The sequence below is a fragment of the Pseudomonas alkylphenolica genome, assembly GCF_004025535.1.
Classification (GTDB): domain Bacteria; phylum Pseudomonadota; class Gammaproteobacteria; order Pseudomonadales; family Pseudomonadaceae; genus Aquipseudomonas; species Aquipseudomonas alkylphenolica_A.
In genome coordinates, this window is record NZ_QJRG01000039.1 from 34,547 (window position 1) to 57,703 (window position 23,157).

The following is a 23,157-nucleotide window of genomic DNA, read 5'->3' on the forward strand; positions in this document are numbered from 1 at the left end:
GAAGAGTCATGCCAGCGATAGCGTCAAACCTGCACGTCCACTTCCCCCAGATGCCCCCCGAACGGCCCGAAACTGCGTTCCACCAGGCGCCGCCGGCCATCGGCCTCGACGATCAGCACGGTACTGGCCCGCGTCCCGTAGTTCTGACTGGCAATGAACACACTCGACAACAAGCGTTCGGTACCAAGCCCCACGCCGGTTTCCGGCAGCTCGCTGTCGGCAGCCTGCTGGTTGTCCCCCAACAAGGCGAGCAACGGCTCGGGCTGAGGGTCGTCGAGGTGCTGGCTCAGCACGCTGCGCGCCTTGAGCAGCTTCGGCCACGGGGTGTCCAGCCCGGCATTGGACAAGCCGTAAACCCCTTCGCCAAGCAGCTGCACCCTGGCGTCCCGGGCATTCAGGTAACCCAGCGTGTGGCCGTCGCCGACCAGCAGGTTGAACCCCGAGTACTGCTGGCTGCGGCTGGCAACCTGGTCCAGGTAGGCCTCGACACCCAGCTCACCGCGCAAAAACGCCGCCACCAGCTCGCCCCTTGAGCGCGGGCCTTGCGGCTGTTGCGGGTCGCGGATGTTGGTCAGCGCGGCAAAGCGCCCGCCCGGGCCAACGCCCAGCCAGGTGCCGCCGGCTTCCAGGTCACGTCCGGCGACGACCCCCGGTGCATCGTCCCAGGTACCCAGCATGCGGCTGGGGCGGGCATAGAACTCATCGCGGTTGGCCGCAACGATCAGTGGCTGGGCATGCCCGGGGCGCCAGGCAAAAACGATCAGACACATAGGTGGTCCTCTGTGTTTTTGTTCACTCTACCGATAGCGCCAGGCCGGATCTATAGACTAAACGTGTCTTCACTAGAGCCGCAGGCCTACCTTCCGTTACCATGCCGGACTGAATTTACGGGGGCGACAATGGAATTCGTGCTCTATCTGCTGCTGGGCGCCTGTGCAGGCGTGCTGGCCGGGCTGTTCGGGGTTGGTGGCGGGATCATCATCGTGCCGGTGCTGGTCTTCAGTTTCACCTTGCAGGGCTTTGACGCCTCGGTGCTCACCCACCTGGCCGTCGGTACCTCGCTGGCGACCATCGTGTTCACCTCGATCAACGCCATTCGCGAGCACCACCGCAAAGGTGCGGTGCAATGGCCGATCTTCATCTGGATGACCCTGGGCATCCTGCTCGGCGCCGGTATCGGCGCCAAGACGGCTGCGGCGATCCAGGGCCCGATGCTGCAGAAGATCATCGGCGTGTTTGCCCTGGTGATTGCCGTGCAGATGGCCCTGGACCTCAAGCCCAAAGCCAGTCGCGGCATCCCTGGCAAAGCCGGGCTGACGGCGGCAGGCGGGGTGGTCGGCTGGGCGTCGGCGATTTTTGGTATCGGCGGCGGGTCGCTGACCGTGCCGTTCCTGACCTGGCGCAGCCTGCCGATGCAACAGGCCGTGGCGACGTCTTCGGCGTGCGGCTTTCCGATTGCGGTGGCCAGTGCCCTGAGCTTTATCTGGCTGGGCTGGCACGAGCCCCAGTTGCCTGCGCATAGCCTGGGCTTTGTCTACCTGCCAGCGCTGTTGGGGATTGCCCTGACCAGCATGTTTTTCGCCCGCTTTGGCGCGCGCCTGGCGCATAAATTGTCGCCACGCCTGCTCAAGCGGCTGTTCGCCGCGCTGTTGTTCTGTGTCGGCCTGAGCTTTTTGCTTTAACGAGAGGAGTCACCATGCTGCCTTACCCGCAGATCGATCCCGTGGCCGTTGCCCTGGGACCGCTGAAAATTCACTGGTACGGCCTGATGTACCTGGTCGGCATCGGTGGTGCCTGGCTGCTGGCTTCGCGCCGGCTGAACCGCTTCGACCCGACCTGGAGCCGCGAAAAACTCTCGGACCTGGTGTTCTGGCTGTCGATGGGTGTAATCGTCGGTGGACGCCTGGGCTACGTGCTGTTCTACGACCTGCACGCGTACCTGGCCAACCCGGCGCTGATCTTCGAGGTGTGGAAGGGCGGCATGTCGTTCCACGGCGGCTTTATCGGCGTAATGCTGGCGGCATTGTGGTTCGGCAAGCGCAACAACAAGTCGTTCTTCGAGTTGATGGACTTCGTCGCGCCGCTGGTGCCGATCGGCCTGGGTGCCGGGCGTATCGGCAACTTCATCAATGCCGAACTGTGGGGCAAAGCCACCGACGTGCCCTGGGCCATGGTCTTCCCGCCGTTCAGCGACCCGGCCCAGTTGCCACGTCACCCGTCGCAGCTGTACCAGTTTGCCCTGGAAGGTGTGGCATTATTCCTGATCCTTTGGCTGTACTCGCGTAAACCGCGCCCTACCATGGCCGTTTCCGGCATGTTCGCGCTGTTCTACGGCATCTTCCGCTTCATCGTGGAGTTCGTCCGGGTACCCGACGCCCAGCTCGGCTACATTGCCTTCGGCTGGTTGACCATGGGTCAGTTGCTCTGCGTACCGATGATTGTCGGTGGCATCTTCCTGATCTGGTGGGCCTACAACCGTAAACCCACGGCCAAGGCCGCCGTTTGATTTTCCACGGCAGGGGCGATCCCCCTGCCGTCTTTGCTACAGGTAAGCCATGAAACAGTATCTAGATCTGGTCCGCGACGTCATCGAAAACGGCACCCTGCAGGGTAACCGTACCGGTATCCGCACCATCAGCCTGCCTGGCGCCATGTTGCGCTTCGACCTGCAGAAAGGCTTTCCGGCCATCACCACCCGCAAGCTGGCGTTCAAGTCGGCTATCGGCGAAATGGTGGGGTTTCTGCGCGGCGTGAAGAACGCTGGCGAGTTCCGTGAGCTGGGCTGCAAGGTCTGGGACCAGAATGCCAACGAAAATGCCCAGTGGCTGGCCAACCCGTTCCGCCAGGGTCATGACGACCTCGGCGAAATCTATGGTGTGCAATGGCGCCAATGGCCGGCTTACAAGCGCATTCCGCTGAGCAACCCGGCCGCGATCGAACTGGCGCAGAGCCAGGGCTTCCAGGCGATTGCCCAGTCTGAAGAAGATGGCGAAGCCTTTGTCGTGCTGTACAAGGCGATCGACCAGATTCGCCAGTGCATCGACACCATCCACAACGACCCGGGCAGCCGCCGTATCCTGTTCCACGGCTGGAACTGCGCCCAGCTCGACGAAATGGCCCTGCCGCCGTGCCACCTGCTGTACCAGTTCCACCCGAATGTCGAGACCAAGGAAATCTCCCTGACCCTCTACATCCGCTCCAACGACCTGGGCCTGGGCACACCGTTCAACCTCACCGAAGGCGCTGCGCTGTTGTCGCTGATGGGCCGCCTGACCGGCTACACGCCGCGCTGGTTCACCTACTTCATCGGTGATGCGCACGTGTACGAAAACCACCTGGACATGCTGGGCGAGCAGCTCAAGCGCGAGCCGCTGGCAGCGCCGAAGCTGGTGATCAGCGATCGCGTACCGGAGTTTGCCAAGACCGGCGTGTACGAGCCGGAGTGGCTGGAGAAGGTCGAGCCGAGCGACTTCAGCCTGGAAGGTTATGAGCACCATGCGCCAATGACGGCGCCGATGGCGGTCTGATTTACGCGTCTTCAATGACTGCCCAATCCTTTTCACAGGATCAGGGTGGCAGCCTTTCGCGGGTACGGTGCAGCTTTCTGTGGGAGCGGGTTTACCCGCGAAAAGTCCACAGGCAATTCAGTGCCCGTGGCTCCTGCCCACATGCGAGTGCTCCGCCTCGGGCGCCGTCACTGCACCGTTAACCTCCAGGTGCTGGAGAATCGAGCACTGCACCTCTTTGGAATGGCAATGCTGGCGTAGCTCCAGCAATTGCGCTTGCAACGCCTGCAACCCTTCGATTCGCGAATTGACGTGCTGGATATGCTCGTCGATCAGGGCGTTGACGCTTTCACACTGGTCGTCCGGGCTGTCGCGCAGGCGCAGCAGGCTGCGGATTTCTTCCAGGGTCATGTCGAGGGTGCGGCAGTTGCGGATGAAGGTCAGGCGCTCGACGTGGGCCTGGGTGTACAACCGATAATTACCTTCGCTGCGTGCAGGCTCTGGCAGCAGGTTTTCCCGCTCGTAGTAACGGATGGTTTCCACGGCGCAGTCGGTGGCCTTGGCCAGTTCTCCGATCTTCATCTGAAAATACCTCGGCAGGTTGCTTGACCCTATAGTGGCTACAGGGTGTTCACTTGGCAACAGGACATTTAGGGATGAACCCATGAACCAGCCTGTCAGCCATATCCCGGGTAACGACCCGCATGATCACGCCAACCATAAGCATGCCCATAGCTGCTGCTCTCACGACGCCGCACCGGCACTGGTGCAGTTGAGCGAAGCGGCCAGCGACACGGCGCGCCTGAGCCGCTTCCGGATCGAGGCCATGGACTGCCCGACCGAACAGACGCTGATCCAGAACAAACTGGGCAAGCTGGACGGGGTCGAGCAGCTGGAATTCAACCTGATCAACCGCATCCTCGGTGTGCGCCATACCCACAGCGACACCCAGGCCATCGAGCAGGCCGTGGCCTCGCTGGGCATGCAGGCCGAGCCGTTGTCAGACACTGCTGAACAAGCCGTCCCCGAGCCTGCCCCGGTGAAAAAACACTGGTGGCCGTTGGCGCTGTCGGGGGTGGCGGCGATTGCCGCCGAGGTCATCCACTTTACCGCGCTGGCACCCAACTGGGTGGTGGCGCTGGTGGCGCTGCTGTCGATTCTCTGCTGTGGCCTGGGCACCTATAAAAAGGGCTGGATTGCCCTGAAAAACCGCAATCTCAACATCAACGCGCTGATGAGCATCGCGGTGACCGGCGCGGTGTTGATCGGCCAGTGGCCGGAAGCGGCCATGGTCATGTTCCTGTTCACCGTTGCCGAGTTGATCGAAGCCCGCTCGCTGGACCGTGCGCGCAACGCCATCGGCGGCTTGATGCAGTTGAGCCCGGACATGGCCACGGTGCAGCAAGCCGATGGCCAATGGAATGAGGTCGAGGTCGGCCAAGTCGCTTTGGGCGTTCTGGTGCGTTTGCGTCCCGGTGAGCGGGTCGGCCTGGATGGCGAAGTGGTCAGCGGCCAGTCGAGCATCGACCAGGCGCCGATTACCGGCGAGAGCCTGCCGGTGGAAAAAGGGCCGGGTGACAAGGTGTTCGCGGGCACCATCAACCAGGCCGGTTCACTGGAGTACCGGGTGACGGCGGCCGCTGGGCAATCGACCCTGGCGCGCATCATCAAGGCGGTGGAGGAGGCCCAAGGCGCCCGTGCCCCGACCCAGCGTTTCGTTGATCAGTTTTCGCGCATTTACACGCCGGCGGTATTTGCCCTGGCGCTGGCGGTTGCGCTGATTCCGCCGCTGTTCATGGCCGGTGCCTGGTTCGACTGGATCTACCGCGCCCTGGTGTTGCTGGTGGTGGCGTGCCCGTGTGCCTTGGTGATTTCTACGCCAGTGACCATCGTCAGCGGGCTGGCGGCGGCAGCGCGCAAAGGCATTCTGGTCAAGGGCGGGGTGTACCTCGAAGGCGGTCGCAAGCTGGACTTCCTCGCGCTGGACAAGACCGGCACGATCACCCACGGCAAGCCGGTGCAAACCGATCATGTTCTGCTTGAACCGTTGTTCGAAGGGCGTGCCCAGGCATTCGCCGCCAGCCTTGCCGACCGCTCCGATCACCCGGTGTCGCGTGCCATTGCGGTATGGGCCAACGAACAGCAGTTGCCCTTGAGTGAAGTTACGGCGTTCGAAGCCCTGGCCGGTCGCGGTGTACGCGGCGAAATTGACGGCAAGTTGTATCACCTGGGCAACCACCGCCTGGTTGAGGAGCTGGGCCTGTGCTCGCCGCAGCTGGAAGCCCGGCTCGATGCCCTGGAGCGCCAGGGCAAGACCGTGGTGCTGCTGCTCGACACGTCCGGCCCGCTGGCGTTGTTCGCGGTGGCCGACACGGTCAAGGAGAGCAGTCGCGAGGCCATTGCCGAACTGCATGCCCTGGGTATCAAGACTGTCATGCTCACCGGTGACAATCCCCACACTGCCGAGGCGATTGCCGCGCAAGTGGGCATCGACCACGCTCAGGGCAACCTGCTGCCGGCCGACAAGCTGAAGGCGATAGACGACCTGTATGGCCAGGGGCATCGGGTCGGCATGGTCGGCGACGGTATCAACGATGCACCGGCGCTGGCCCGTGCCGAGATCGGCTTTGCCATGGCGGCGGCCGGTACCGACACGGCGATCGAGACGGCTGATGTGGCGCTGATGGATGATGACTTGCGCAAAATCCCGGCCTTCGTCAGGCTTTCGCGCCAGACAGCGGCGATCCTGACCCAGAATATCGTCCTGGCCCTGGGGATCAAGGCGGTGTTCCTGGCGATCACCTTCGCCGGTATGGCAACCATGTGGATGGCGGTGTTCGCCGATATGGGCGTGAGCCTGTTGGTGGTGTTCAACGGCCTGCGTCTGCTGCGCAAATAGAGGATGTATGTTGAGTTCCGAGTTGAAAGCCTTCTACATGGTTGCCCGTCTGGGCAGCATCACCCTGGCGGCGAAGAAACTCGGGCTCAGCCAACCGACGGTGACCACGCAGATCCGCAACCTGGAAAGCCAGTATGCGGTAGAGCTGTTCTACCGCGGCGGCCGCCGCCTGACCCTCAGCGATGACGGGACGCGGCTGCTGCCGATGGTCAAGACGTTGCTGCAGCAGGAAGCCGATATCGAGTTCTTTCTGCGCAACAGCGGTCAGGTCCAGGGCAGCTTGCGCATTGCCGCCACCGCGCCGTATTACATCCTCGACCTGGTGAAGATCTTTCGTGAGCGCCTGCCGCATGTCGAGGTCTCCGTAGAGATCGGCAATTCCCAGCAGGTCCTCGAGTTGCTTGAGGACTACCGGGTGGACATTGCCGCGTCTTCACAGCTGCTTGAGGACACGCGCCTGGTTCGTCGCGTGCTGGGTACTGATCCGCTGGTGGTGGCGGTGCATCGCAATCACCCGCTCGCCAGCCGCGACTCGCTGCCGTTGTCGGCTTTGGCCGGGCACTGCCTGCTGGTGCGTGAACAAGGTTCGACCACACGCAAGCTGACCGAGCAGATGCTCGATGAGGCGAGGGTCAAGGTGGGCTCGATACTGGAAATCGGTAGCCGTGAGTCGATCCGTGAAGCGGTGCTGCGCAACATCGGCATCAGCCTCATTGCCCGCCATGAAGTGCCGCATAACCCGGAGTTGCGGGTGCTGAGCCTGGACAACGCACCGGTGATGCACGAGTACCTGTATTGCCTGAAAGAGCGGCGCCAGGCGCGTCTGCCTGCGGCCTTTCTGGGCCTGGCCCAGGAAGTGTCGGCGCTGGAAATCTAACCCACTTCATCTGCACCCACACCCAAATCTGCCTATACCACTATCGGCAGCTTTTGCTTGGTAGCCACAGAACCTTCGCATTCCCCCCCTAGCATGGCCCTCATTCGCTCGATGAGGTCTTGCCATGAACACTCCGCTCGCAAACCCAGGCGCACAGATGAAGGTGCGCGGTATCCACAAGCGTTTCGGCGCCTTTACCGCCCTGCAGGATGTCTCGCTCGATATCGCCGCCGGTGAGCTGGTGTGCTTGCTGGGCCCGTCCGGGTGTGGCAAGACCACGCTGTTGCGTTGCATTGCCGGCCTGGAGCGCCAGGACCGTGGCACCCTGTACATCGGCGACCGCGATATCTCCGACCTGCCGCCGCAGGCTCGCGACTACGGCATTCTGTTCCAGTCCTACGCGCTGTTCCCCAACCTGACCGTCGAAGCCAACATCGCTTATGGCCTGGCTGGTAGCGGCCGCGATGAGGTGCGCCAGCGCGTGGCACAGATGCTTGAGCTGGTCGGCCTGTCGGGCAGCGAGAAGAAATACCCCGGCCAACTGTCGGGCGGTCAGCAGCAACGGGTGGCCCTGGCCCGCGCACTGGCACCGGCACCTTCGCTGCTGTTGCTCGATGAGCCGATGTCGGCCCTCGATGCGCGGGTGCGTGAGCATCTGTGTACCGAGCTTCGCCAGCTGCAACGCCAGCTGGGCATCACCACCCTGATGGTGACTCATAACCAGGACGAGGCCATGCTCATGGCTGATCGCATCGCGGTGATGAACAACGGCCAGGTCGAGCAGTACGCCACCCCGCAGGAAATCTACGACAAGCCTGCCACCCCGTTCGTGGCCGAGTTCGTCGGTCAGGGTAACTGGCTACCGTTCCAGCGTCACAGCGACAGCCATGCCCAGGTCGGTGCGCTGAACATGCGCCTGGCCGACGGCGCCGGTCAGGCCCGCAGCGGCCGTTTGTTCTGTCGCCCCGAAGCCATCAGCGTCAACCCGCCGGTGCATGAAGAGAACCTGTTCCCGGCACGGGTGCGGGAGATTACCTTCCTCGGCAACCGCTGCCGGATGAGCTTTGAGTTCAACGAACTGCCGGGCCACGCGCTGCTGGCCGAAGTTGCACCCGAGTCGATGCCGCGCCTGGGCTCCCAGGACATCTGGGTTGCCCTGCCACCGCGCAGCCTGCAGGTGTTTGCCTAAGATGGCCGCGCCAATGGCCATGCCGATCGCGCATGCGAAGGCAGCACAGCGCTCCGGCGCCTCACTGGGTGATCGACTGTTTGTGGTCGGCGGTAAATGGCTGCTGCTTCTGCTGCTGACGGTCGCGGTACTGCTACCGTTGCTGGCGATCTTCTGGCGCGGCTTCAGCAGCGATGCCGGGCAGGGCGGTGGCCTGGTTGCCGCCCGTGAATTGTTTGCCAGCGCCAACTTTCACTGGTTGCTGGGCAATAGCCTCAAAGTCTCGATCAGCGTCGCCGCGATTGTCGTGCCACTGGCTTACCTGTTCGCCTACGCCTTGCAACGCACGCTGATCCCCGGCAAACGCATCTGGCGCGGTATTTCGCTGTTGCCCTTGCTGGCGCCGTCAATGCTGCCAGCCATTGCCCTGGTGTACCTGTTCGGCAACCAGGGGCTGCTGCGCGGGCTGCTCAGCGACAACATCTATGGCTTCTGGGGCATTGTCCTCGGTGAAGCCATCTACACCTTTCCGCATGCCCTGATGATCTTGCTCTCGGCGCTGTCGCTGGCCGATGCGCGCTTGTTCGATGCCGCTTCAAGCATGGGTGCCGGTCCTTGGCGTGCTTTCCACAGCATCACCTGGCCGGCCACCCGCCAGGCGGTATTCGCTGCGTTCTGCCTGGTGTTCACCCTGACCATCACCGACTTTGGTGTGCCGGTTGTGGTCGGTGGTGATTATCAGGTGCTGGCGCTTGAGGCCTACAAAGCGGTGGTCGGTCAGCAACAGTTCGGTCGCGGCGCGTTGATCGGCATGGTCCTGCTGGTGCCGGCGCTGCTCAGTTTCAGCGTCGATGCCTGGCTTCGCCGCCGTCAGGGTGATGCCATGAGTGGCCGCGCCCAGGTGTTCGTGCCGCAACCGTCGCGCCGTCGCGATGCCTGGTTCCTGGCTGTGGTACTGGCGGTGTGTGCAGTGCTGGTGCTGGTGGTGGGCATGGCGGTGTACTCGTCGCTGGTGACCTTCTGGCCGTACAACATGACCTTGTCGCTCAAGCACTATCAGTTTGACGAAACCGCGGGTGGTGGCTGGCTGGCTTACACCAACAGCCTGACTATGGCACTGGGAACTGCATTGATCGGCAGCGCGGTGATTTTCACTGGCGCCTACCTGATGGAAAAAACCAAGGGTCAGCGTTCGCTCAATCTGGTGCTGCGCTTGCTCAGCTTTGTGCCGATGGCGGTGCCTGGCTTGGTTCTGGGCCTGGGCTACGTGTTCTTCTTCAACCTCACCAGCAACCCGCTGCATGTGTTCTACGGCAGCATGGCGCTGCTGGTGGTGTGCACCATTGCTCACTATTTGACCACCGCAAACATGACCGCAACCACCGCCCTGCGCCAGCTCGACGGTGAGTTCGAAGCCGCTGCGCTGTCGCTCAAGGCGCCCCTGTACCGCCATTTCCTGCGGGTAACCGTGCCGATCTGCCTGCCAGCGCTGCTAGACATCGTCCGCTACCTGTTCGTGTCGGCGATGACCACGGTATCGGCGGCCATCTTCCTCTACAGCCCGGACACCATCCTCGCCGCTGTCGCCGTGCTGAACATGGACGACGCCGGCAACGTTGGCGGTGCCGCAGCCATGTCGACGCTGATCCTGCTGACCAGCGCGAGTGTTTCGCTGCTGCTGGCCTGGGCCTCGCGCGGCCTGTTGCAACGCTCCCAAGCCTGGCGCCAGCGCGCGCCAGGTCAATGATCGCCTTACCCATCCCTCGTACCGCTCAAAGGAACCGCATCATGTTCAAGCCACTTGCTCTTGCCGCTGCCGTCCTCACTGTGTTCAGCCTGAAGGCTACGGCCGCAGAAACCCAGCTGACGGTCTACACCGCCCTCGAAGCCGAACAGCTCAAGAGCTACAAGCAGGCCTTCGAAAAGGCCAACCCGGATATCGAGATCAAATGGGTACGCGATTCCACCGGCATCATCACTGCCAAGCTGCTGGCCGAAAAAGACCGTCCGCAGGCTGACGCGGTATGGGGCCTGGCCGCCTCCAGCCTGGCGATCCTCGACCAGCAGGGCATGCTGCAGAACTACGCGCCCAAAGACCTCGACAAGATCGGTGGCAACTACCGCGATGCTGCCAACCCGCCTGCCTGGGTCGGCATGGACGTCTGGGCCGCGACCATCTGCTTCAACACCGTTGAAGCCGAGAAGCAGGGCCTGACCAAGCCGGTGAGCTGGCAGGACCTGACCAAGCCTGAATACAAGGGCAAGATCGTCATGCCGAACCCGGCATCGTCCGGCACCGGCTTCCTGGATGTCAGCGCCTGGCTGCAGACCTTTGGTGAACAGCAAGGCTGGGCGTACATGGATGGCCTGCACCAGAACATCGGCCAGTACGTTCACTCCGGCTCCAAGCCGTGCAAGCTGGCGGCAGCCGGTGAGTTCCCGATCGGTATCTCCTTCGAGTACCCGGCCGTGCAGCTCAAGCGCCAGGGCGCGCCGCTGGATATCGTCCTGCCGAAAGAAGGCCTGGGCTGGGAAATCGAAGCCACTGCAGTGCTCAAGGGCAGCAAGCACGAAGACGCAGCCAAGCGCCTGGCCGACTTCTCGGCAAGCCCGGCAGCGATGGACCTGTACAAGGAGAACTTCGCCGTACTCGCCCAGCCAGGTATCGCCAAGCCGCAGACCGAACTGCCGGCCGACTACGAACAGCGCCTGATCAAGAACGACTTCGCCTGGGCGTCGAAGAACCGCGACACCATCCTGGCCGAATGGCGTAAGCGCTATGACGGCAAGTCGGAGAAGGTGGCGCAGCAGTAACACCGGGTTGGCTTGACCTGTGGGAGCGGATTCATCCGCGAAAGCGCACTTCGCGGATAAATCCGCTCCCACAGGCGATAGGCTCACCGCTAATTCTGAAGGACATTCCAATGACCGATCTGTTGATCGTCGGCGCCGGTATTCTCGGCCTTTCCCATGCGTATGCCGCTGCGCGTCGTGGCCTCAAGGTCCGCGTGTTCGAGCGCAACGCCACTGCGCTCGGCGCTTCGGTGCGCAACTTCGGCCAGGCGCTGGTCACCGGCCAGCCGCCGGGCGAGATGCTTGAGCTGGCCAAGGCCAGCCGCGGTATCTGGGCGCATTGGTCGCGTCAGGCGGGTTTTGAACTGAAGAGCAACGGCTCGCTGTTGTTCGCGCGTACCGCTCTCGAACAGGAGCTGCTGGAGGCGTTCTGTGCCGAGCGGGCTGTCGACCAGGGTTATCGCGTCGAGTTGCTGTCGGGTGCAGCACTCAATGACCTGTATGGTGGCCAGTTCCGTCATCACCGCGCAGCGTTGCGCGGCCTGGACGACCAGCAGTTGTATTCCCGTGAGGTGATCCCTACGTTGATCCGCTTCCTGCAGCAGGAGCTGGATGTGAGCTTTCACTTCTCCACCCTGGTGCGCGATATCGAACCCGGCCGCGTGTCGACCACGGCAGGCGAGTTCAGCGCCGAACAGATCGTGGTGTGCTCCGGGCACGACTACCAGACGTTGCTCGCCGAACCGATTGCCAGGCTGCAGCCGCAGGTTTGCCGCCTGCAAATGCTACGGGCGCGACCCCGGTTCAGCCTGAACCTGCAGCATGCCTTGCTGACCGGGCTGAGCTGCGTGCACTACGGCGCCTTTGCCGACCTGCCTCAGGCCCAGGCGCTCAAGGCGCAACTGCACCGCGACAGCCCGCACCTGATGGAACATGGCATTCACCTGCTGATCAGCCCCACGCCGCATGGCGAGCTGATCATCGGCGACTCGCACGCCTATGGCAGCGACGCTTCGCCGTTCAATGCCGAGCAGGTCGACAACTGGATGATCGAGCTGGCCGAGGACACCCTTGGCGGTCGCATCGAGGTGGTCGAACGCTGGCAGGGCGTCTATGGTTCTGGCGGGCCCGGGCCGTTTTCCCTGTTGCAGGTGGCGCCGGGGGTTCATGCGGCGCTGATGCACAGCGGTGTCGGCATGAGCGTCGGTCCGGCCCTGGCCGAGCGGCATATCGCTCGGCTGCTCAATGAAACGGGATGAGGGGATAACAATGAGAACGGCCGAACAGGTTGTCAGCGACGTATTCGCCCTGTATCAGCAGCATGGTGACGATGACTACATCGGTGAACCGGTGTCGCAGCTGGAGCACATGTCCCAGGCGGCGCAGCTGGCGCTGGACGAGGGCTACGACGATGAGGTGGTGTTGGCGGCGTTCTTCCATGACATCGGCCACATCTGCGGCGGAGCCGAAGGCGACATGGGCGGCTTCGGCGCGATCAGCCATGAGCAGGTGGGCGCCAACTACCTGCGGCGCTGCGGCTTCAGCGAGCGACTGGCGAAGCTGGTGCAATACCACGTCGAAGCCAAGCGTTACCTGACGCTGCGTAAACCCGGTTACTACCAGCGCCTGAGCGAAGCCAGCCGACGCACCCTGGAATACCAGGGCGGCGTGATGAGCGAGGCAGAAGCGGATGCCTTCGAGCGCGACCCGTTGTGCGCAGTCAGCCTGCGCATGCGTGAGTGGGATGAGCTGGCCAAGGAGATGAACGTGCCGGTGATCGATCTGGACCTGCTCAAGGCCAAGGCGCTAAAGCTCCTGCACTAACAGCTCGATCTGCTCCTGGCGCTCGGCCTGGTTGAGCCGTGCGCCGGGATTGAGTGACGACCACTGCGGATGCGCCCGCGCTTTGCTCAAGGCGTCCGGCAGCTTGCCCTCGCGCCAGCTCTGCTCCTGCGGCGAGCTCAACGTGATTCGCTCCATGGCTGCGTGCCCACGGCTGTCGAGTGCCTGGATCAGTTGATGTTGACGCAGGGCCAACAAGCGCAGCACACCGTCATCCACGGTCAGTTCCCGTTGCCCCTTGAGCTTGCCGAGCAGGCGCGAGCCGTAGCTGCGTGCGGTTTGCAGCGCACCACCGGCGATCGCACCGGCCAAGGCTGCGGCACCCAGGGTCAAGCCGCCGACCAGCAGGTCGACACCCGCACCGGCGGCAGCGCCGGCTGCCACACCGCTGCCCAGGCGCACGCCGAGCAGCTTGAGGGTTTCCGGGTTGAACAGGTCGTCGCCCCAGCGACCATCGAGCAACGGTAAATCGCTGGCGCTGGCATCGTCCTTGCGAAACGCATAGAGCTTGAGCAGGGCCTCTACGCAGCGTTGTTCACGCTGGCGAACGTCTTTGCGCAAGGCTTCGATGGCCACCGCCTCTGCGCCTGGCTCGGCAACCACGCTACGGCGGCAGGCGGCGCAATCGAGCAGCAGTTCAGCGATCAGGCGCTTGCCGCTGAGCTGGCGGGACAGGCGCTGAGCTTGCTGATCGTCGATCAGCCGTTGCAGCGCCGGGCGGGACTTTTCCAGCATCAACGCCAGGCTTTCATACAGGCGGCGCTCGCCATCCTCTGGCGGCGCGACGCTGTCGAAGCGCACCAGCGCATGCAAGCCAAGCCGTGCCAACGCCGCTCGCCAGTCAGGTTCGCGGTGGTCGCTGCTGGCGACAAAATTGAGCACCGGCAGCAACGGCTTACCGCAGCTGGCGAGCACTTCCAGTTCATCCCGGTACTTGGCCAGCACCGGTTCACGGGCATCAATCACATACAGGCCGGCGTCGCTGGCCAGCAGCTGGCGCAACACCTTGGCCTCCTGCTCGAAGCGCTGGCGTGCTTCGCTACCTTGCAGAAAGCGCTCCAGGCGCGACGGACCGTCAAGGCGTTCGCCCGGGCGTTCCAGGCGTTCAAGATAATCAAGCAGGGCAATAGCATCTTCCAGGCCCGGCGTGTCGTACAGCTCCAGCAAGGGCTCGCCGTCTACCGACAAGCGCGCACCCTCGACATGGCGGGTGGTGCTGGGGCGGTGGGAGACTTCGCCGAAGCCGACGTCGCGGGTCAGGGTGCGCAGCAGCGAGGTCTTGCCAACATTGGTATGGCCGACCACGGCCAGTTTCAGCGGCTTAGTCATGGCCATGCTCCAGCCAGTTCAGCGGGGCGCTGTCGGCATGTTCCAGGCCCAGCTGGTCGAGGGCCTGATGCCAGTCGCCAAGGCGGTCGGCATCCAGCACCTGACCGGGCAGGGCCTGCAGCAACCAGATGCGTGTGGCGCCGGCATTGCGGGCCAGTTCGGCGAGCAACGCCAGGCTGCCGCGGTCGGGCGAGCGGCGTGGGTCACAGGCGATGGCCAGGCGCGCCGGCGGAAAGCGGCTGAGTTGTTCGAGCAACTTGTTGCGCGATTCACGGCTGTCGAGAATGCCCGCGTCGCCGACGCTGGCAGGCAAAGCCGGCGGCCAGGGGCGCTGGTCGTCCAGTTCCAGGCCGACCAGCAGGGCACCGTCCGTGTGTTCGTTGCCCGTCTCGCGGACAATTTGCGGCAAGGCATCCGGGGCGGCATCGTTGACGCCAAGGCGCTCGCTGCTGGGCATCAGTGCTTCACGCAGCTGGCTATAGCCGGGCAGGTTGAGGTCCAGGCTCAGGCGTTGGCGGCCGCTGCGCCAGCGCCACAGGCACAAGGCGGCCAGCAGCAGGCGCGGCATAATGCCGAATACCAGCAACACGCCAAGCAGCCAGCTGGCCCAGGCCTGGCGGGCCAGTTCAAGGGCGGGTTGGCTGTCGCCACTGGCGCGGATCATGGCGATGTCCGGCACGTTGAAGCCGAGCAGCGCAGGCAGTGCGCCAAGGGCCTGGGTCAGCCCGACGAAGGTGTCGGTGCCGAGAATGGTGGTCTCCCAGACGAAGCCGTAACGGCGGGTAGCCAACAGCACCAGCAGCATCACCAGCGCCGTGCCCAGTACCACCAGCCACAGGCCGTGGACCAGCAGCCCGATCAGCCAGCGGCTGAGCTTCTGGCGTTGCAGCAACACCAACAGTGCTGGCGCTAAATGCACGGCCTGGGCATCGCGGGCAAACTTTTCGCTGAGCCATAGCCACAGCTTGCCGAGGGTTGCGGCCTGTTCCCCGGCGAAGAAAAAGCCCAGCACCCAACCGGCCAGTAGCAACAGGTTGAGGCCAAGCAGGCTGCCCAGGGCCCAGAACACATTGACCGGGCGCTGGCTGTCGCCGAGGGCGGCAAACGCCAGCCCGGCACCGCTGACGATCGCCAGCACCAGTAACAGCGCCAGCGCCAGCCGTGCACCTTGTTTCCAGTGCTGCAGGGCGCTGCGCATGCCGTCGCGCTCGGCCAGCCACAAGGCGCGCTGTTCAATGCGCGTTGGCAGGTCGCCGCCGTGTTGGCGGGCGCGGCGATTGGCTTCCTGATCCTCCAGGGGGCCTGCGTGTTCCTCGCGCAGCCGTACCGCTTCAGTGAGCCAGCGTTTGTCCAGGTCAGTCAGTGCAGTCACACGGTCGTCCATTGATCAGGTCAGCCCAAAGCATAACCCAGGCATCGAAGATCGGGCTTTGCTATCCTCGCCGGCATGAAAACATCACTTCCCCTCAGCCTGATCGCGGCGCTTGCCGACAACCGCGTGATCGGCATCGACAACCGCATGCCCTGGCATTTGCCAGGGGATTTCAAATACTTCAAGGCCACGACCCTGGGCAAGCCGATCATCATGGGGCGCAAGACCTGGGACTCGCTCGGCCGGCCACTGCCCGGGCGTTTGAACCTGGTGGTCAGCCGCCAGCCGGGGCTGCAGCTCGAAGGCGCCGAGGTGTTTGCGTCACTGGATGAGGCCATGTTGCGTGCCGAACAATGGGCGCTGGCGCAGGGCGTCGACGAGCTGATGCTGATTGGCGGTGCGCAGCTGTATACCCAGGCGATTGAACGTGGCCTGGCGGATCGGCTGTATCTGACGCGGGTCGAATTGAGCCCGGAAGGGGATGCGTGGTTCCCCGAGTTTGATGCGGCGCAGTGGCAGTTGGCATCGACCCAGGCAAATCCTGCAGAAGGCGACAAGCCTGCGTATCACTTCGAGGTCTGGAAGAAGGCCTGACGTTGAAGCTGGTTAAGGCTTCGCGGATGAATCCGCTCCTACGATCGAAATCCTGTAGGAGCGGATTTATCCGCGAAGGGCCCCTCAGCTATGACTCAATTCAGCATGCTTATCAGTGTTGAGCGTCTGGCGATCAGTCTGCTTGAGCATCTGGCTGGTAATTGCCCCGGCGGTCATCGAACCGTTCACGTTCAACGCCGTGCGGCCCATGTCGATCAGCGGTTCCACCGAGATCAGCAACGCCACCAGCTCGACCGGCAAGCCCATCGCGGGCAGCACGATCAGTGCGGCAAAGGTGGCGCCGCCACCCACACCAGCCACACCCACCGAACTCAGGGTCACGATGGCCACCAGCGTGGCGATCCACAGCGGGTCCAGCGGGTTGATGCCCACGGCGGGAGCCACCATGACCGCGAGCATTGCCGGGTACAGGCCGGCACAGCCGTTCTGGCCGATGGTCGCGCCGAACGACGCGGCAAAGCTGGCGATTGACTGCGGGATACCCAGGCGACGGGTTTGCGCCTCGATGCTCAGCGGAATGCTGGCCGCGCTGGAGCGGCTGGTGAAGGCAAAGGTCAGCACCGGCCAGACCTTGCGGAAGTAACGCAGCGGGTTGACGCCGCTGATCGCCAGCAGCACGCCGTGCACCACGAACATCAGGCTCAGGCCGATGTAGGACACCACCACAAAACTGCCGAGCTTGAGGATGTCGTCCAGATTCGAGCTGGCCACCACCTTGGTCATCAAGGCCAGTACGCCATACGGCGTGAGCGTCATCACCAGGCGCACCAGGCGCATTACCCAGGCTTGCAGGGTATCGATGGCGGTCAGTACGCGGTCGCCTTTTTGCGCATCGTCCTTGAGCAGTTGCAGGGCGGCCATGCCGAGGAACACGGCAAAGATCACTACGCTGATGATCGAGGTCGGCTTGGCCCGGGCGAGGTCTCCCACCGGGTTGCTGGGGATGAATGACAGCAGCAACTGGGGGATGTTGAGGTCGGCGACCTTGCCCACGTAGTCGCTCTGAATGGCTTGCATCCGCGCAGTTTCGGCCGTGCCGGCCACCAGGCCTTCGGCGGTCAGGCCGAACAGGTTGGTCAGGACGATACCGATCAGCGCGGCAATGGCCGTGGTGAACAGCAGGGTACCGATGGTCAGGAAGCTGATCTTGCCCAGTGACGAGGCATTGTGCAGGCGGGCCACGGCGCTGAGGATCGAGGCGAAGATCAGCGGCATGACGATCATCTGCAGCAGCTGCACATAACCGTTGCCGACCAGGTCGAGCCAGCTGATGGTGGCCTTGAGTACCGGGTTGCCTGCGCCATAAATGGCATGCAGGGCAGCGCCGAACAGCACGCCCAGCACCAGGCCGACCAGCACCTTCTTGGCCAGGCTCCAGTTGCCATGACGGGTTTGAGCCAGGCCTAGCAGCAATGCCAGGAACGCCAGCAGATTGAGTGACAGCGGCAGATTCATTGAAGCTCCAGAAAAAACGCGGGGGCATCGCCTCTATGTGCGATTGCGAACAGAAATGCTAACAGCATGAAAACGAGCGAATTTATATCAAAAAGTAATTTGCTTAGTCGTTTTCGGAATATGCCGCGTGCCCCCGCACTTCAGCGCTTGTTCAAGCCTTTGGCCAGACGGTCGCCACCCAGTTGAATCAACGCCACCAGCACCACCAGCATGACGATCACGGTGAGCATGATCTGGCTGTCGAATCGCTGGTAGCCATAGCGATAGGCAATGTCGCCAAGGCCGCCAGCACCGATGGCACCGGCCATGGCCGAGGAGTTGATCATGGTTACCAGGGTGATGGTAAACCCGCCGACGATGCCTGGCAGGGCTTCGGGCAGCAACACATGCCAGACGATGTGCCAGCGTCGGCAGCCCATGGCCTGGGCTGCTTCGATCAAGCCGTGGTCGACTTCGCGCAGGCTGACTTCGGCGATGCGCGCGAAGAACGGTGTGGCGGCGATGGTCAACGGCACTACCGCGGCCCAGACCCCATAGGTGGTACCGACAATCAGGCGGGTAAAGGGAATCAGCGCGACCATCAGGATCAGGAACGGGATCGAGCGGAACAGGTTGACGAAGGCCCCCAGTACCCGGTTCAACGCTGGTGCTTCGAAGATCCCGCCTTTACCGCTGGTGACCAGAATGACCGCCAGCGGTATGCCGGCGAGCAAGGCGATCAGCGACGACACGCCGACCATCAGCAGGGTATCGAGCACACCCTGGAGCAAGCGATCAGTCCACATAACCCAGTACCTCTACCTGCGTGGCCCACTGCCGGGCGCGTTCAATGATCTGTTCAGCCGGGTGGGGCGAGTTCGCCACCGATACCAGCAGTTGCCCGAGTGGCCGGCCCTGGATGGGCTCGATGCCACCCTGGAGCAGGCTGATCCGGCCGCCGAGGCGTGCGAACAATGTGGATAACTCCGGTGCCTGGCGTTCACTGCCGCTGACCTTGAGGTTCAGTACCAGCGCCGCATCGACGCTGCCCGGTTGTGGCTGCAGGCGGGCCTGCAGCTCTGCCGGCAAGGCCGCTTGCAACGGCGCGAGCAAGGTTTTGCTGACCTCGTGCCGGGGGTTGCCGAACACCTGCCACACTGCACCCTGCTCGACGATGCGCCCGTGCTCGAGCACCACCACCCGCTGGCAGATATCACGGATTACCGCCATCTCGTGGGTGATCAGCACTATGGTCAGGCCCAGGCGCTGGTTGATGTCGCGCAGCAGGTCGAGAATCGACGCGGTGGTTTCCGGATCAAGGGCCGAGGTGGCTTCGTCGCACAGCAGGATGTCCGGGTCGTGCACCAGCGCCCGGGCAATACCCACGCGCTGCTTCTGCCCGCCGGACAGCTGCGCGGGGTAGGCGTGGTGCTTGTGCTCAAGGCCGACCAGCTCCAGCAGTTCGGCAACCTTGCGCTGGCGTTCGGCCTTGGCCACACCGGCGACCTTCAACGGTAGCTCGACGTTCTGCCACACAGTTTTCGCCGACATCAGGTTGAAGTGCTGAAAGATCATGCCGATGCGTCGACGCAGCCTTACCAGACGGTCTTCATCGAACGCGCCGATGTCGACCTGGTCGATCAGCACGCGGCCGGTGCTCGGTTGCTCCAGGCGATTGATGGTGCGGATCAGCGATGACTTGCCGGCACCGCTGCGCCCGATAATGCCGAAAATCTCGCCGCGCTGGATGTTCAGGTCAATGCCGTCCAGCGCTGGTGCGCTCTGCCCAGCGTAAGTCTTACCCAGGCCGATGAAGCGCACATGGGCGCTGCTCAGTTCTGGGTGCAAGGCGTGCTGCTCTGCGTCTTTCGACGCCGTTTCAGGGGGCTTTCCAGACCTGAGGAGGGCGGTGGCAGCGCTCATGTCAGCTCTCCCAGCCTGGCTGGTAGAGTTTGCCGTGGGCTTTGTCCAGGGCGGCACGTACAGCAGGTGAATGCTGGTAGATGTCGATGAACTTAGCCAGGCGCGGATCGTCTTTGTTTTGCGGGCGGATGACGAACTGGATCACGTATTCCTTGTGATCGAGGCCGTCGAACAGCAGCGCCGAGGTGGCATCGAAGGTGTTGGCCAGGCGAATGTAGGCCGGGTAGCCCTGCACCAGGTCGGCATCATCGTAGGCCCGCACCAGTTGCACCGCCTCGACCTGGAGGATCTTCAACTGCTTGGGGTTGGCGACGATGTCTTCTTCGGTGGCCTTGTAGCCAACGCCGGCCTTGAGGGTGATCAGGCCTGACTTGGCCAGCAGTTGCAGGCCGCGCCCGCTGTTGATCGGGTCGTTGGCGATGGCAACCGTGGCGCCTTGTGGCAGCTCCTCGAAGCTTTTGTATTTCTTCGAGTACAGGCCGACGTTGTTGATGATGCCCGAGGCATAGGGCACCAGATCAAAACCGGCGGCCGCCTTGGCGTTTTCCAGGAACGGGATGTGCTGGAAGTAGTTTACGTCTATGTCGCCGCTGGCCAGGCTGACATTCGGCGCAATCCAGTCGCTGAACTCGATCAGTTCAACCGTCAGTCCCTGCTTTTTGGCTTCGCTGACAGCGGCCTCCAGGGGGATGGCGAAGGCGGCGGTGGTGCCGACTTTCAACGGCGCGTCGGCGGCCTGCGCGGTGCTGAACAGCCCCAGGGTCAGGGCCAGTGCCGCGACAGGGCGGGCAAGAAAGGTCTTAAGCATGCTGTAGCGCTCCGGTCTCGGTGGTGTGGCGGTAGCTGGCGCCGGGGTGGTCGGCGGGCAGGTGCGGTTGTGCAGTGGCGAAAAGCTTCTCGCGAAGGCTTCCGGATTCGTAGGCGGTCTTGTAGGAGCCGCGGCGTTGCAACTCGGGGATCACCAGGTCGATGAAGTCGACATAGCTTTCCGGGGTAACGGTACGGGTCAGGTTGAAACCGTCCAGGCCGGTTTCAGCGATCCAGCTTTCCAGCTCGTCGGCGACCTGGGCGGGCGAGCCGACCAGGGTTACGTAGCGCCCGCCCAGGGCGTGCTGGTCGAGCAGCTTGCGGCGGGTCCAGTCGTTGTTTTGCAGGCTTTTGGTCGCCGACTGGATGGCATTGCTTTTCACATACTGGATGGGTTCATCCAGCGCGTAGGTGGAGAAGTCGATACCGGTGGAGCTGGAGAAATGGGCCACGCCGGCTTCGGCGCTGGCATGGCGCAGGTACTCGGCGTGCTTGGCCCGGGCCTGTTCTTCGGTGCGCGCGACGATCACGGTCAGGCCCATGAACACCTTGACCGACTCGGCATCACGCCCCGCCGCCACGGCCGCTTCACGGACCTTGTCGACCTGGGCACGGGTACTGGCTTTGGTCTGGCCTCCGATGAATACACACTCTGCATGGTTGCCGGCAAAGGCCAGGCCGCGCTCCGAGGTGCCCGCCTGAAACAGCACCGGGGTGCGCTGCGGCGAGGGTTCGCAGAGGTGATAGCCCTCGACCCGGTAGAACTCGCCCTGGTGCTGCACCTTGTGCACTTTGTCCGGCTGGGCATACACCCGCTGCTGGCGGTCGTTGATCACCGCACCGTCTTCCCAGCTGCCTTCGAGCAGTTTGTACAGCACCTGCATGTACTCGTCGGCCTGGTCGTAGCGGCGGTCGTGCTCGGGCTGCGCATCAAGGCCCATGGCCCGGGCGGCGCTGTCCAGGTAGCCGGTGACGATGTTCCAGCCGACCCGGCCGCGGCTCAGGTGATCGAGGGTGGAAAGCTTGCGGGCGAACAGGTACGGCGGCTCATAGGTCAGGTTGGCGGTAAGGCCAAAGCCCAGGTGGCGCGTTACCGCCGCCATGGCCGAGACCAGTAGCAGCGGGTCGTTGACCGGCAGCTGGATCGACTCCTTGAGCGGCACGTCAACCGAGTTCTGATAGACGTCGTAGACCCCGACGATATCGGCGATGAACAGCCCGTCGAACAGCCCGCGCTCCAACAGCTGAGCCAGTTCGGTCCAGTACTCCAGGGTCTTGTACTGGGTCGAGGTGTCCCGTGGGTGAGTCCACAGGCCGTGGTTGATGTGCCCGATGCAGTTCATGTTGAAGGCATTGAGCAGGATCTTTTTCTTGGCCATCAGATGGTCCCCCGCAGTGGTGGGTTTTCATCGTTGAGGTAGTAGTTGCCGATGGCGTGGTACTTCCAGCGCACCGGGTCATGCAGGGTGTGCACGCGGGCGTTGCGCCAGTGGCGATCCAGGCCATGTTCGGCCAGGGTGGCCTGGCTGCCGGCGAGTTCGAACAGGGTGGTGCCGGCGGCCAGCGAAATCTCGGTGCTTATCGCCCGGGCTTCGGCCACGGCAATGGATGCAGCGGCCACCGTGGTGGCGTTGGGCTCGGCCTGGGCCCGGTCGAGGAATTCGCCAGCGCGTTCCAGCAGGGCTTCGGCGGCATGCAGACGGATGGCCAGGTGGCCAAAGGATTTCAGCGTCAGCGGGTCGTCACTGGCCTTGTCGATGCCGGAGTCGATCCATGGCCGGGTGCGTGTACGCACAAAGTGCAGGGCGTCTTCGTAGGCGGCGCGGGCGATGCCGGTGTCGATGGCGGCATGAAGAATCTGTGCCAGCGGGCCGACCGTGGTGGGGCGCTCGAACGCGCTCTGGAAAGGGATCACATCCTCGGCGGCCACCTGCACGTTGTCGAACACCACCGAGCCGCTGCCGGTGGTGCGCTGACCGAAGCCGCTCCAGTCGTCGATCACGCTGAGCCCGGCACTGTCGGCCGGTACGAACGCGAGTTGCTGCACGCCTTGCTCATCAATGACCGAGGTCGGAATGCGTTGGGCGTACAGGGCGCCGGTTGCGTAGAATTTGCGCCCGTTGATGCGGTACGCATCGCCTTCGCGGCTCAGTGTAGTGGTGCGGTCGTGGGCGGTTTTGGTGCCCAGTTCGGCCAGCGCGTTACCAAAGCGTTTGCCCGCCAGCACCTCGGCATACAGGCGCTGTTGCTGCGCCGGGCTGCCGTTGACCCGCAGCACTTCCAGGGCATAGAAATGGTTTTGCGGAATCTGCCCCAGCGACGCGTCGGCCTGGGCGATACGGGCAATTACCTTGGCCAGGGTGACCGAGGATACACCCGCGCCGCCAAAGGCTTTGGGCACGCTGATGGCCCACAGGCCGGAGTGCGAGAACAGCGCCAGTTCCGGGTGCGGCAAACGTCGCTCACGGTCGCGCTCGATGCTGTCGCGGCGCAGTTCAACGGCCAGTGCTTCGGCAACCTGCAGGGCCTGGGCGTCAGTGTGGATCACCGTCACGTTTTCGTGCGGTTGTGGCAATAGGCTCATAAAAGGGC

The 23,157-nt window shown here is 63.4% G+C and carries 21 protein-coding genes; 11 read left to right on the plus strand and 10 right to left on the minus strand.

Annotation, left to right across the window (positions count from 1 at the left end):
• Nucleotides 1-23 precede the first annotated feature (23 nt).
• Complete coding sequence (locus tag DM813_RS09910; protein WP_128323221.1) at nucleotides 24-770, minus strand: NRDE family protein; 747 nt, start codon at nucleotides 768-770, stop codon at nucleotides 24-26.
• 129 nt (nucleotides 771-899) lie between these two features.
• Here DM813_RS09910 and DM813_RS09915 point away from each other — a divergent pair, with 129 nt between their 5' ends.
• From DM813_RS09915 to DM813_RS09925, 3 genes are read left to right on the plus strand one after another with little or no spacing between them, the layout of a single operon-like run.
• The gene (locus tag DM813_RS09915; protein WP_128323222.1) at nucleotides 900-1,682 is read left to right on the plus strand and encodes a sulfite exporter TauE/SafE family protein; all 783 of its coding nucleotides are present in this window, start codon (nucleotides 900-902) and stop codon (nucleotides 1,680-1,682) included.
• Between the two features lie 14 nt (nucleotides 1,683-1,696).
• Nucleotides 1,697-2,506, plus strand: coding sequence for a prolipoprotein diacylglyceryl transferase (lgt, locus tag DM813_RS09920; RefSeq protein WP_128323223.1), 810 nt, complete (start codon nucleotides 1,697-1,699; stop codon nucleotides 2,504-2,506).
• A gap of 49 nt (nucleotides 2,507-2,555) precedes the next feature.
• Nucleotides 2,556-3,527 carry a thymidylate synthase gene (locus DM813_RS09925; protein ID WP_128323224.1) on the plus strand — a complete coding sequence of 324 codons (972 nt, stop codon included), beginning with the start codon at nucleotides 2,556-2,558 and terminating at the stop codon, nucleotides 3,525-3,527.
• Between the two features lie 117 nt (nucleotides 3,528-3,644).
• On the opposite strand, the gene cadR is transcribed toward DM813_RS09925, so the two are convergent.
• Entirely contained in the window at nucleotides 3,645-4,088 is a 444-nt protein-coding gene (cadR, locus tag DM813_RS09930; RefSeq protein WP_128323225.1) for a Cd(II)/Pb(II)-responsive transcriptional regulator, read from the minus strand.
• 82 nt (nucleotides 4,089-4,170) lie between these two features.
• Here cadR and DM813_RS09935 point away from each other — a divergent pair, with 82 nt between their 5' ends.
• The 7 genes from DM813_RS09935 (at nucleotide 4,171) to DM813_RS09965 (ending at nucleotide 13,067) form a co-directional block, all read left to right on the plus strand.
• Nucleotides 4,171-6,405, plus strand: a complete 2,235-nt coding sequence (locus tag DM813_RS09935; RefSeq protein WP_128323226.1) for a heavy metal translocating P-type ATPase — start codon at nucleotides 4,171-4,173, stop codon at nucleotides 6,403-6,405.
• 7 nt (nucleotides 6,406-6,412) lie between these two features.
• Nucleotides 6,413-7,282, plus strand: coding sequence for a LysR family transcriptional regulator (locus DM813_RS09940; RefSeq protein ID WP_128323227.1), 870 nt, complete (start codon nucleotides 6,413-6,415; stop codon nucleotides 7,280-7,282).
• Between the two features lie 124 nt (nucleotides 7,283-7,406).
• On the plus strand, nucleotides 7,407-8,471 hold the full coding sequence (locus DM813_RS09945; protein WP_128323228.1) for a putative 2-aminoethylphosphonate ABC transporter ATP-binding protein: 1,065 nt from the start codon (nucleotides 7,407-7,409) through the stop codon (nucleotides 8,469-8,471).
• A 1-nt stretch (nucleotide 8,472) separates the two neighbouring features.
• On the plus strand, nucleotides 8,473-10,197 hold the full coding sequence (locus DM813_RS09950; RefSeq protein WP_128323229.1) for a putative 2-aminoethylphosphonate ABC transporter permease subunit: 1,725 nt from the start codon (nucleotides 8,473-8,475) through the stop codon (nucleotides 10,195-10,197).
• A 41-nt stretch (nucleotides 10,198-10,238) separates the two neighbouring features.
• Nucleotides 10,239-11,264, plus strand: coding sequence for a putative 2-aminoethylphosphonate ABC transporter substrate-binding protein (locus DM813_RS09955; RefSeq protein WP_128323230.1), 1,026 nt, complete (start codon nucleotides 10,239-10,241; stop codon nucleotides 11,262-11,264).
• A gap of 110 nt (nucleotides 11,265-11,374) precedes the next feature.
• Nucleotides 11,375-12,502 (plus strand): TIGR03364 family FAD-dependent oxidoreductase, encoded by a 1,128-nt coding sequence (locus tag DM813_RS09960; RefSeq protein ID WP_128323231.1) that lies wholly within the window; start codon nucleotides 11,375-11,377, stop codon nucleotides 12,500-12,502.
• A 10-nt stretch (nucleotides 12,503-12,512) separates the two neighbouring features.
• On the plus strand, nucleotides 12,513-13,067 hold the full coding sequence (locus tag DM813_RS09965; RefSeq protein WP_128323232.1) for a phosphonate degradation HD-domain oxygenase: 555 nt from the start codon (nucleotides 12,513-12,515) through the stop codon (nucleotides 13,065-13,067).
• On the opposite strand, the gene DM813_RS09970 is transcribed toward DM813_RS09965, so the two are convergent.
• Nucleotides 13,050-14,414 (minus strand): GTPase/DUF3482 domain-containing protein, encoded by a 1,365-nt coding sequence (locus DM813_RS09970; protein WP_128323233.1) that lies wholly within the window; start codon nucleotides 14,412-14,414, stop codon nucleotides 13,050-13,052. The two genes, DM813_RS09965 and DM813_RS09970, sit on opposite strands and share 18 nt — an antisense overlap.
• On the minus strand, nucleotides 14,407-15,798 hold the full coding sequence (locus DM813_RS09975; protein ID WP_128323234.1) for a DUF2868 domain-containing protein: 1,392 nt from the start codon (nucleotides 15,796-15,798) through the stop codon (nucleotides 14,407-14,409). The genes DM813_RS09970 and DM813_RS09975 overlap by 8 nt, the downstream gene beginning before the upstream one ends.
• A 63-nt stretch (nucleotides 15,799-15,861) precedes the next feature.
• Between DM813_RS09975 and DM813_RS09980 the strand changes: the two genes are divergently transcribed.
• Nucleotides 15,862-16,380, plus strand: coding sequence for a dihydrofolate reductase (locus tag DM813_RS09980; protein WP_128323235.1), 519 nt, complete (start codon nucleotides 15,862-15,864; stop codon nucleotides 16,378-16,380).
• An 84-nt stretch (nucleotides 16,381-16,464) separates the two neighbouring features.
• On the opposite strand, the gene DM813_RS09985 is transcribed toward DM813_RS09980, so the two are convergent.
• The 6 genes from DM813_RS09985 to DM813_RS10010 form a co-directional block, all read right to left on the minus strand.
• On the minus strand, nucleotides 16,465-17,856 hold the full coding sequence (locus tag DM813_RS09985) for an L-cystine transporter (RefSeq protein ID WP_128323236.1): 1,392 nt from the start codon (nucleotides 17,854-17,856) through the stop codon (nucleotides 16,465-16,467).
• Between the two features lie 140 nt (nucleotides 17,857-17,996).
• A complete protein-coding gene (locus DM813_RS09990; RefSeq protein ID WP_128323237.1) occupies nucleotides 17,997-18,641 on the minus strand; it encodes a methionine ABC transporter permease in 645 nt (214 codons plus the stop codon).
• A complete protein-coding gene (locus tag DM813_RS09995) occupies nucleotides 18,631-19,758 on the minus strand; it encodes a methionine ABC transporter ATP-binding protein (protein WP_128323238.1) in 1,128 nt (375 codons plus the stop codon). Before DM813_RS09995 ends, DM813_RS09990 begins: the two co-directional genes overlap by 11 nt.
• A gap of 1 nt (nucleotide 19,759) precedes the next feature.
• Nucleotides 19,760-20,566, minus strand: coding sequence for a MetQ/NlpA family ABC transporter substrate-binding protein (locus tag DM813_RS10000; protein ID WP_128323239.1), 807 nt, complete (start codon nucleotides 20,564-20,566; stop codon nucleotides 19,760-19,762).
• The gene (locus DM813_RS10005) at nucleotides 20,559-21,944 is read right to left on the minus strand and encodes an LLM class flavin-dependent oxidoreductase (RefSeq protein ID WP_128323240.1); all 1,386 of its coding nucleotides are present in this window, start codon (nucleotides 21,942-21,944) and stop codon (nucleotides 20,559-20,561) included. Before DM813_RS10005 ends, DM813_RS10000 begins: the two co-directional genes overlap by 8 nt.
• Nucleotides 21,944-23,149 carry an SfnB family sulfur acquisition oxidoreductase gene (locus tag DM813_RS10010; protein ID WP_128323241.1) on the minus strand — a complete coding sequence of 402 codons (1,206 nt, stop codon included), beginning with the start codon at nucleotides 23,147-23,149 and terminating at the stop codon, nucleotides 21,944-21,946. The genes DM813_RS10005 and DM813_RS10010 overlap by 1 nt, the downstream gene beginning before the upstream one ends.
• Between the last annotated feature and the right edge of the window lie 8 nt (nucleotides 23,150-23,157).